Origin of the sequence: Bradyrhizobium sp. (assembly GCF_035935975.1) — a bacterium.
Classification (GTDB): Bacteria; Pseudomonadota; Alphaproteobacteria; order Rhizobiales; family Xanthobacteraceae; genus Bradyrhizobium.
Map to the genome: position 1 here is coordinate 113,622 of NZ_DASYWN010000025.1, position 10,434 is coordinate 124,055.

The 10,434-nt window shown below is 63.1% G+C and carries 7 protein-coding genes; 4 read left to right on the forward strand and 3 right to left on the reverse strand.

Going from position 1 to position 10,434, the window contains the following annotated elements; translation table 11 throughout:
* Window positions 1-260 precede the first annotated feature (260 nt).
* Together VGR99_RS14070 and VGR99_RS14075 are read left to right on the forward strand one after the other, a co-directional pair.
* Window positions 261-4,028, forward strand: coding sequence for a vitamin B12-dependent ribonucleotide reductase (locus tag VGR99_RS14070; protein ID WP_326898981.1), 3,768 nt, complete (start codon window positions 261-263; stop codon window positions 4,026-4,028).
* Window positions 4,029-4,640: 612 nt separating this feature from the next.
* Window positions 4,641-5,156 carry a ParB N-terminal domain-containing protein gene (locus tag VGR99_RS14075; RefSeq protein WP_326898982.1) on the forward strand — a complete coding sequence of 172 codons (516 nt, stop codon included), beginning with the start codon at window positions 4,641-4,643 and terminating at the stop codon, window positions 5,154-5,156.
* An 81-nt stretch (window positions 5,157-5,237) separates the two neighbouring features.
* Here the strand turns inward: VGR99_RS14075 and VGR99_RS14080 are convergent, their stop codons facing one another.
* Window positions 5,238-5,699, reverse strand: coding sequence for a hypothetical protein (locus VGR99_RS14080; RefSeq protein WP_326898983.1), 462 nt, complete (start codon window positions 5,697-5,699; stop codon window positions 5,238-5,240).
* A gap of 319 nt (window positions 5,700-6,018) precedes the next feature.
* Here VGR99_RS14080 and VGR99_RS14085 point away from each other — a divergent pair, with 319 nt between their 5' ends.
* Both VGR99_RS14085 and VGR99_RS14090 read left to right on the forward strand, forming a co-directional pair.
* A complete protein-coding gene (locus VGR99_RS14085; RefSeq protein ID WP_326898984.1) occupies window positions 6,019-7,101 on the forward strand; it encodes a hypothetical protein in 1,083 nt (360 codons plus the stop codon).
* 781 nt (window positions 7,102-7,882) lie between these two features.
* The gene (locus VGR99_RS14090) at window positions 7,883-8,680 is read left to right on the forward strand and encodes a transglycosylase SLT domain-containing protein (protein ID WP_326898985.1); all 798 of its coding nucleotides are present in this window, start codon (window positions 7,883-7,885) and stop codon (window positions 8,678-8,680) included.
* A 110-nt stretch (window positions 8,681-8,790) separates the two neighbouring features.
* On the opposite strand, the gene VGR99_RS14095 is transcribed toward VGR99_RS14090, so the two are convergent.
* Both VGR99_RS14095 and VGR99_RS14100 read right to left on the reverse strand, forming a co-directional pair.
* Complete coding sequence (locus VGR99_RS14095; RefSeq protein ID WP_326898986.1) at window positions 8,791-9,066, reverse strand: hypothetical protein; 276 nt, start codon at window positions 9,064-9,066, stop codon at window positions 8,791-8,793.
* 290 nt (window positions 9,067-9,356) lie between these two features.
* Window positions 9,357-10,178, reverse strand: coding sequence for an FkbM family methyltransferase (locus VGR99_RS14100; protein ID WP_326898987.1), 822 nt, complete (start codon window positions 10,176-10,178; stop codon window positions 9,357-9,359).
* Window positions 10,179-10,434 lie beyond the last annotated feature (256 nt).

Consider the following 10,434-nt stretch of genomic DNA (forward strand, 5'->3'; position numbering starts at 1 on the left):
GGAAGGCATCAGTAGACGTTGTGACGTTGTGGGGCGTTGAACGCATGTCGCGCACATCCCGTTGGGGCGGATGGGTGTGGACATGCCGGCGGATGATCGGTGCGCGCATCGATGAATCGCGTCGGGAGAAACTGGGCCGGATCCACCGGCTTAACTGCGATACCTGAAGGTCAGACGGCCGGGAGGAATCGCGAAACGAAATATCGACCGGCACGCCTGAACGGAGGCGGTCCGGTCAAAGAATAGGACGGGGCAAGACGATGCGGATTGAGCGGCGCCACACCACTTCGGGACAGTCACCTTATGCGGGAATCGAGTTCCGCCTGACCACGTCGGAGATTCGCAATCCCGACGGCTCGGTCGTGTTTAAAATGGACGGCGTCGAGGTCCCGACCGAATGGTCGCAGGTCGCCTCCGACGTGCTCGCCCAGAAATATTTCCGCAAAGCGGGCGTCGCCGCGCGCCTGAAGAAGGTCGAGGAAGAGTCCGTCCCCTCCTTCCTGTGGCGCTCCGTGCCCGACACCGAGGCCCTTAGCCTGCTCCCTGAGAAAGAGCGCTATGTCAGCGAGCTCTCCTCCAAGCAGGTGTTCGACCGCCTCGCCGGCTGCTGGACCTATTGGGGCTGGAAGGGCAAGTACTTCTCCACCGACGAAGACGCCCAGACCTTCTATGACGAGCTCCGCTACATGCTCGCCATGCAGATGGTCGCGCCGAACTCGCCGCAATGGTTCAACACCGGTCTTCACTGGGCCTATGGCATCGACGGCCCCGGCCAGGGCCATTATTACGTCGACCCCTTCACCGGCAAGCTGACCAAGTCCAGGTCGGCCTACGAGCACCCGCAGCCGCACGCCTGCTTTATCCAGGGCGTCGGCGACGACCTCGTCAACGAGGGCGGCATCATGGACCTCTGGGTCCGCGAAGCCCGCCTGTTCAAATACGGCTCCGGCACCGGCTCGAACTTCTCGCGCCTGCGCGGCGAAGGCGAGAAGCTGTCCGGCGGCGGCCGCTCAAGCGGCCTGATGAGCTTCCTCAAGATCGGCGACCGCGCTGCCGGCGCGATCAAGTCGGGCGGCACCACGCGCCGCGCCGCCAAGATGGTCGTCGTCGACGTCGATCACCCCGACATCGAGACCTATATCGACTGGAAGGTGAAGGAGGAGCAGAAGGTTGCAGCCCTCGTCACCGGCTCCAAGATCAACCAGAAGCACCTCAAGGCGGTGCTGAAGGCCTGCGTGAACTGCGAAGGCTCGGGCGACGATTGCTTCGACCCCGAGAAGAACCCTGCCCTGCGCCGCGAGATCAAGCTCGCGCGCCGCAGCTTGGTGCCCGACAACTACATCAAGCGCGTCATCCAGTTCGCCAAGCAAGGCTACAAGGACATCCAGTTCGACACCTACGACACCGACTGGGATAGCGAAGCCTATCTCACGGTCTCGGGCCAGAACTCCAACAACTCGGTCTCGCTGAAGGACGACTTCCTGCGCGCTGTCGAGACCGATGGCGACTGGAACCTGAACGCCCGCACCTCCAAGAAGGTGACGAAGACGCTGAAGGCGCGCGACCTCTGGGAGAAGATCGGCTACGCCGCCTGGGCGTCGGCCGATCCGGGCCTGCACTTCAACACCACCATGAACGACTGGCACACCTGCAAGGCGTCCGGCGACATCCGCGCGTCCAATCCGTGCTCGGAATACATGTTCCTGGACGACACCGCCTGCAACCTGGCGTCCGCGAACCTGCTCACCTTCTACAACACCACGACGAAGCAGTTCGACGTCGCCGGCTACGAGCACCTCTGCCAGCTCTGGACCATCGTGCTCGAAATCTCCGTCATGATGGCGCAGTTCCCGTCGCGCGCGATCGCCGAGCTCTCCTATGAGTTCCGCACGCTCGGCCTCGGCTACGCCAATATCGGCGGCCTCTTGATGACCATGGGCCTGTCCTACGACTCCAAGGAAGGCCGTGCGCTCTGCGGCGCGCTGACCGCGGTGATGACCGGCATCACCTACAAGACCTCCGCCGAGATGGCGGCCGAGCTCGGCACCTTCCCCGGCTACAAGAAGAACGCCGCGCACATGCTGCGCGTGATCCGCAACCACCGCCGCGCCGCGCATGGCGAGACCTCCGGCTATGAGGCGCTCTCCGTCAACCCGGTGCCGATGGACCTCGTGTCCTGCCCGCAGGCCGACTTGGTCAGCCACGCGCAGGCGGCCTGGGATGCGGCGCTCGAGCTCGGCGAGAAGCACGGCTATCGCAACGCCCAGACTACGGTGATCGCGCCGACCGGCACGATTGGCCTGGTCATGGACTGCGACACCACCGGCATCGAGCCCGACTTCGCGCTCGTGAAATTCAAGAAGCTCGCCGGCGGCGGCTACTTCAAGATCATCAACCGTGCGGTCCCCGCAGCGCTGCGCGCGCTCGGCTATCGCGAGAGCGAGATCGCGGAGATCGAGGCCTACGCCGTCGGCCACGGCTCGCTGTCCAACGCGCCGGGCATCAATGCCTCGACGCTGAAGGCCAAGGGTTTTACGGACGAAGCCATCGCCAAGGTCGAAAAGGCCCTGCCGACCGCCTTCGACATCAAGTTCGCCTTCAACAAGTGGACCTTTGGCGAGGACTTTATCCGCGACCAGCTCGGCATCGGTGCCGAGGCGATCGCGGCCCCCGGCTTCGACCTGCTCCAGGCCGTGGGCTTCACCAAGCGTGAGATCGAGGCCGCCAACGTCCACATCTGCGGCGCGATGACTGTCGAAGGGGCCCCGCATCTGAAGGCGGAACATTACTCCGTGTTCGACTGCGCCAACCCGTGCGGCAAAATTGGAAAACGCTATCTGTCGGTCGAGAGCCACATCCGCATGATGGCTGCGGCGCAGCCCTTCATCTCGGGTGCGATCTCCAAGACCATCAACATGCCGAACGACGCGACCGTGGAGGACTGCAAGTCCGCCTACATGCTGTCGTGGAAACTGGCATTGAAGGCCAACGCGCTCTATCGCGACGGCTCAAAACTCTCCCAGCCGCTCAACTCGCAGCTCATCAGCGACGACGAGGACGAGGAGGATGCGGTCGAGACGCTCTACGAGAAGCCGATGGCCGCACGCGCGACCCAGGTCTCGGAGAAGATCGTCGAGAAGCTGGTCGAGCGCATCATCGTGATGCGCGAGCGCGAGAAGATGCCGGATCGCCGCAAGGGCTACACCCAGAAGGCGGTCGTCGGCGGCCACAAGGTCTATCTCCGCACCGGCGAATATGACGACGGCCGTCTCGGCGAGATCTTCATCGACATGCACAAGGAAGGCGCGGCGCTCCGCTCCTTCATCAACAACTTCGCCATCGCGGTGTCGCTGGGCCTCCAGTACGGCGTGCCGCTGGACGAATATGTCGACGCCTTCACCTTCACCCGCTTCGAGCCGGCGGGCCCCGTGCAGGGCAACGACAGCATCAAGTACGCGACCTCGATCCTCGACTACGTCTTCCGCGAGCTCGCGGTGAGCTACATGTCGCGCTTCGATCTCGCCCACGTCGATCCGACCGAGTCGAACTTCGACGCGCTCGGCAAGGGCGTGGAAGAAGGCAAGGAGCCGGACGAGGCCCACCACGCCACCAAGCTGGTGTCGCGCGGCCTCACCCGCTCCCGCACCGACAACCTCGTCGTGATGCGCGGCGGCAGCGCCGCGATCGCCCAGGGCAACGACAGCGCGCCATCCGGCGGCAGCAAGGTCACCGCGCTCGCCTCCCACGGCACGTCGGCCCGCGTCGGCGACGCCCTCGAAGGCGCCGTCGCCCTGAAGCAGGAAGCCAGCCACGACCTCTCCCCCACGGAGAAGCTCGAGGCGCTCCAGTGGAGCAAGGCCGGCAGCGCCGCAACCGTCGCCGCCCCCTCAAAGGCCGAGCGCCGTGCGGAAGCCAAGGCCAAGGGCTACGAGGGCGAGATGTGCAGCGAGTGCGGCAACTTCACGCTGGTGCGGAACGGCACGTGTATGAAGTGCGATACTTGCGGAAGCACGACGGGGTGTTCGTGAGGCGGTGGAGGGCGGGCAACGAACATTCGGCCCTCGCTTGACCGAAACAACCAGAAGGGCGGCCGAGAGGTCGCCCTTTTCTTTTGCGCAACTATCGCCTAGGTTGAAACATCAAAACCTCAAGTGATGCATTATAGAGGCCTAAATTGTCTCAAGATGCCAAACCTAGCGATCGTGATTGGCTAACGATCGCGATCCCCTCGTACGAACGTCTGTCGGTCGCAGCGTCATCGCTGATAGAAAACATAATAAGAAAAAACGAGATCGAATATCTCCACGTCAGCGCCCGAACGAAGTCAATCGAAGGAGCCTTAGAAAAGATTCAGCGGAAAGGATAACCTCACCCACTATGTGAATTATAGCGACACAGTTGAATTGCGGTGACGGGGCACCAAATTCACCCGCTCGGTCCTTCCGATCTGCGGCTTCAGCTCGCGCTTGATGGGCGGCGTCAGTCAAGTGCACTGCCCCCAAAATCGCAGATCGGTTCCGGCTTCGATGCTCATTATGACTCTGCCGCCGAAATTGCCTTTGCGGTCGAGCCCTTCCCCCCTAAACTCCAGACACCACCGGCATGGGTTCCGACGGGCCCGGTAGAAGCGGAGTTAAGTTATGCCCAAACCGGAAAGCTTCCCGATCGAGAGGATCTTCGTTCCCACGAAGCAGAAGAAAGCTCTCAAGCCCGAGACCGTCGGGGAGATCGCGGAGAGTATTCTGGACATCGGACAACAGGCCCCCATTTCCGTTCGGCTCGACGGAGACCGCCTCGTCCTGGTCGAGGGACTGCATCGGTTAGAGGCCTGCAAGGCGCTCGGCGAGACAACCATTATCGGCGTGCTGGTCCCGGCCGAGCTTGCTCAACCCAAGCCGCTGCTGTCAGACGGACCCGAAGTCGAGGCAGAGCGCATCAAGATGGCGCGATTGAAACAGTTGCGCCTGGAGAAGGAAGCCGCAGAGGCATCGGCCGCTGCCTTGAAGAGCGTCAACAAAGCGGAAGCGCCGCGCGCCCGCCCGACGAAAGGCGTCCGCGACAATCCGAAGGCATCACTGGGCCGGACTGCGAAATCGCCACCGAAAACATTGTCGGACTGGATCACGCAGCAAAAGGGCAGCGGCGGCCGCTATTGATTGCCGGCTCGGAGCGGCGCCCAGCCGATCCCTTGACAAAGGACGCCGCGCCCCCGGCCAGGATCCCCCACGTCCCTTCGATCAAGGGATCGGATCGATGAGGTCGCCTTCCAAAGTGCATTGCATGAGAATGTCGCCCGTCTGGGTCGTGGCGACTTCCACGAACGGGAATCGTGACTGGCCGACCAGGTAATCCGCGTGCAGGGTCGTGTTCGACGTATAGCTGCCGCCCGAAGCCACGGAGGGTCCCACCGGCATGGGCATCACCCGCGTCATCCCGTTGGCGGCACTGCTCGTGGTTGAAATGCGAAAGGTTGCCATGCGCGCGGGAGCAGACGACACGACGTTGCAAGCGACATGGTGGAGCACCGTGAGCTTGTCCGAAGGCAATTGCGAGAAGACGGCTGCGCAGGAGGCGCCGGCGGGGCAGTCGATGACGATGGTCTCGTCATAGAAGGTCCCGTATCTCGTCGGCTGCGCATGGGCCGGGTTGGACATCATCAATGCGATGGTGGCGGCAAAACAAATCAGGCGGGCAAACATTCGGACCTCTCCTGCGCGTCAAAACCTCTCTTGGTCGGGTCCGGTCTCGATCCGGTTCAATCGGCAGCCCGTAGGATGGGTAGTGCCCTTGCGAAACCCATCGTTCGATGTCGGCGCTTGATGGGTTTCGCTGCGCTCTACCCATCCTACGAACTTAGCTCTTAGGGACGCAATTCTTGCATTTCCCGGCACGGCGCCTCGATCCGCCCGCCCCCCGAGCCCGCCATAATTTCTCCTTCGCACGCGCGTTGTGTTGGACGACGGTGAGGCCTATCCTTCCCAAGATCGGACTGCCGCACTCCCATTAGCGCCCGACTGGATGGAGCGTGCATCGGTGCCTGAAGCTGATAACCCCAAACCTGATCCGCAAGAGCCGGATGCCGCCAGGCCGGACGAGGTGCGCCCCGATGGCGGACTGACGCGGGCCTATGACAAGATCAAGAGCGCAGAGAAAGATCTTGCGCGGCTGGACCGGCTGGTTTCCGGAATGGAACACAGCAGCGGAGGCCCGCGCGCCTCGCAGGCAAGCGCCGGTGCGGAGGCGGCCAAAACTTCTGAAAACAAAACTTCTGAGAACAAGAATTCTGGGAACAAGACTTCCGAGAACAAGACTCCCAGCCTCAAGGCGGCGGTCAGCAAGGCTCGCAATCAAGGCCTGAAGGGGGATCGGCCCATGCTGCGCGCTTTGGTTGGCCTCGTGCTGGCGATCGGCATTCTCGGCGCCGCCTTCGCTTCGCAATATCGCGACGGGGCCAAGTCGACCATGGCGTCGATCATGGCGCGATGGGCTCCGCCGGCCGCGAACAAGGCCCCGCAAGCGCCCGCGGTCGAGAGTCCTGCACAGCCTCCGGCCATGCGACTGGCTGCTGCGGATCAGCCCGGTCAGGTGCCCGCGCCGCCGGCCGGCAAGGACGCTGAAAGCGCTCCAGGATTTGACGCCCCAAGATTTGACGCTCCAAGAGCTGACGCGCCAAAACCTGACGTTCCAAAACCCGCCGCCGCAGCGCCGGACCAATCGTCTGCCGATCTCGCGCAATCGCTCAAGACCATCACCAGCGAGCTTACGAACATCAATGGAAAACTCGAGCAACTGAAAAGCCGCAACGAGCAGGCGCTGCGCGAGCAGGCCGACACCATTCAACAGCTCAAGGCGGCGCAGGAGAAGGTTGCGGCGGACAATGCGCGCCTCGCCGCGCAGGTCCAGGCGCTGCAAACGCAACCGACGGCTCCACCCGCGTCTGCACCCGCGAAACCCGTCGTGCGGAGCGCGGTGACCAACGAGACGTCTGCGCCTGCACGGCCGCACGCGCAAGCAGCCGCACCCCGGCGGCCCATGCCGCCGCCGCGAAGACACTGGATGCCCCCGCCCTATATGCTCGACCCCTACGATCCCGATTGGTAGGCCCGCAGGCCGGATGATTGCGCACGGCGGCGAGGACGCCGTGCAGCCCGGATGTCGCTTATGCTCCACCCGGGCTGCCCGCTCTTCACCGCTCATCGTTCGTCACCGCATTTCGACGCGCCTGTCTTGCAGCCTGTCTTGCAGCTTGCCTCGCCGCCCTCCTCGCAACCCAGCGCGCGCGAAACTGTGTCGCGGCACGAAAGGTCCGCGGTGCTATGACCTGAAATGCCAAAGAGGCGATTCCAGCGACCACCCCTTTGACCACGTCGAAAGCGAAATCGGGTCCGAAATACTCCCACATGACCCTGCCTCCTTCTCGCGAAGGCTCCGCCGGGCTGGAGTGGGCAGATTGCGAACATGAAAAAGGCCCCGTCCTTCACCGGCGGGGCCTCAAGACAACTCCTGCGCGCCTTGTTCAGCGCACGCGAAATCTCTCGGTACACCCGCTCATGGTGGACTCGATGAACCAGCTGCAAAGCATGGCCGTGCGATGAAAAACGCCCATAGCGATCACCCAGGAATTGCGAAATGCGAAGGCGCCAGGTGCGCAATGCAAAGCGTGCGCACGAGGGGCCATTTGGCGGCAGATAAACAGACAGGACGGCCGCCGTCTGTGGGCCAATTCACAATTGCGGTATGACTTTTTTTGGACGCTGTGCGATTGAGCCTTTGCGATTCAGCCCTGCCGCTGCGCCAGCCGGAACCCGCACGGTCAGGCAGGCTATCCGCTTCCATCAATTGCTGGCCGTCAGCATCGTTCTCGCAGCCCTGATCGCTGACCATGCCCGGAAAAAACCGAAACCTCCTCCCTCGCCCGCGCAGCGTCAGGCGGCGCGCCCGCTGGGCACGCAAGATTTTCGCGCGTGCACCGCGGACGGTTCGGATCGCTGGCGGCACGGCGATCCTGCTTGCCGCCCTCGCCCTCCTGAACATCGCCTATCACGTCATCCGCAAGCCGACCGAGCTGTTCGTCTTCGTCGGCAATTCCCTCGACAAGGAGCCGGCCGAGACCTGGCGGCAATACGGGGCGCTGTTCCGCACCTATTCCACCGCGACGATCACGCCCGAATTGCTGGCCGCGCTGGCGCAGATCGAGAGTTCAGCCAACCCGGTGGCGCGCACCTATTGGCGCTGGCGATGGAGCTTTAATCCCTTCGCGATCTACAAGCCCGCCTCCAGCGCCGTCGGTCTCTTCCAGATGACCGATCCGGCTTTCGCCGAGGTCTCGCGGTTCTGCATCCGCGGCAACGCGGTCACGGAGACCGGCTGTGGCTTCACGCGTCTCTACACCCGCGCGATCCCGAGCCACGCCATCGAGCTGGCGTCGGTGTATCTGGATCGCAATGTCGCGCTCGTGCTCTCGCTGGCGGGCGACGTGAAGGCAAGCCGCGAGCAGAAGCAGGATCTGGCCGCCTTCATCCATCTCTGCGGCGCGGGTCCCGCGACGGCCTATGCGCGGCGGAAGTTTGTGATGACATCCGGCGAGCGGTGCGGCGACCATCTCGTCGCGAGCTATGTCGCCAGGGTCAATGCGATGAAGCGGCAGTTTGTGCGGCTTGCGGCGGGTGATGGCGGTTAGCGCGTAGCCCCGTAGGATGGGTAGAGCACTTGCGAAACCCATCACATTCCGCAACGATTTTTGATGGGTTTCGCTTCCGCTCTACCCATCCTACGCGTCCGATCAGCCCCTCACCACCAATACGGCCAGCGCCACGCCTGATAGCGAATATAGGACGGCACCAGCGGCGGGCCGTAGGGATCGACCCGGTCGTCTTCGGGGCGGTACCGATAGCGCGGAATGACGTTGTAATCCCACGGCGTCGGCCGCAGCACCGGGACGTCCACCCTCAGCCGCGGTTCGGCAACGACGACGGCCTTCCGCGTCTTGGCTTCAACGCCTGTTGTTCCCAGGCTCGACAGCACCAGGGCCGTTCCGAGCGCGCACGCGACGGTCATTTTCTTCATGCTTGGGTCTCCTTGGCGAGGAGAGTGCAAAAGGACGCGAAGCAAGGCAAGTCAATTCGCCGTCGTAGGCGTAGCCCGGATGGAGCGAAGTAGCGTAGGATGGGTAGAGCGAAGCGAAACCCATCAATGGCGGTGGTGGAATGATGGGTTTCGCTTCGCTCTACCCATCCTACGTCGCCGGGCTGAACGCCCGTAGCCCAGATGAGCGAAGCGACATCTGGGAATGCTTCTGCAGCAAAACTCCCGGATGTCGCTCCGCTCATCCGGGCTACCAAGACCCGTCGTTGCCGCTAGGCCGCGTGCGGCCGGCCGCCGGCCTGAGCTGCGGCGATATCCTGCCAGGACGGATCGCTCTGATGCACCGCGACGATGTTGATGCCGAGCGCCAGGAACTGGTAGCCGTTGGCGCGCAGCCACTGCTCGAGCTGCTGGGGGTCCGTCTTGATCTTTTCGATCAGCAGGATCGGGCGATACCGCCTGATCGTCTCCTGGCCGCCCGCGAGGGCCTCCAGCTCCATGCCCTCGATGTCGATCTTGATGAAATCGACCCGCGGCAGGTTGAGCTCGTCCAGCGTCATCGTGCGGACGAGGACGGTATTCTCAACATAGTCGATCGGGTGGCCGATGAATTCGTTGCCCGGACGCTGGCGCAATTCCAGGCTGCCGAAGCTGGACGGCTTGAAATAGTCCGGGTTCGGAATCTGCATCGTGCCGGATTCGGAGGACACGGCCGCGTTCACCGCGAGCGCGTTGAAGCAGTTGTTGATGGCGATGTTGCCGGCGAGCGCATAGTAGATTCGTTCCTGGGCCTCGATCGCGATCACCGAGCCCCAGCCCGTCATTGCTGACGCCCATTCGACCGTGTGCACGCCGATATTGGCGCCGCAGTCGATCGCGATGACGCCGTCACCGTGGTGCTTGCGGCGCAAGCCCAGCAAATCGAGCGCGACGTTGACCTCGCCCCGGTCGAAAGCGCCCGTTTCCAGGATCTGGAAGCCCACGCCGTAGCCGCGGTCAGGTGTGACCATGCGGTAGTCGAAGCGGTTGACGATCATCGTGCCATGGTTGGACGACGCCATGACGAAAGCCAGCTTTTGCCCTGCGATAGGCATGCAGAATCTCCTCTCACCCAGAGTAGGTTCCACTATCGCAGTGCCCGCTTACGCGAGGCTTGTCCCGGCCTCGGAGCGTCCCCATTGCGACCGGCGCCATCATGTCACCATAGCCCTGTTTTGCCCGTCGAGGCCGAGCAAGAACTCGGCATTTCGGGGAGTTGATGTACGATTCTGTTCATGACGAATCGCACATTCAAGTCCGGCGAGAGCCGAGAGCAACTCAGTCTGCTTCCAGCGCGGGTTGAGGACTATG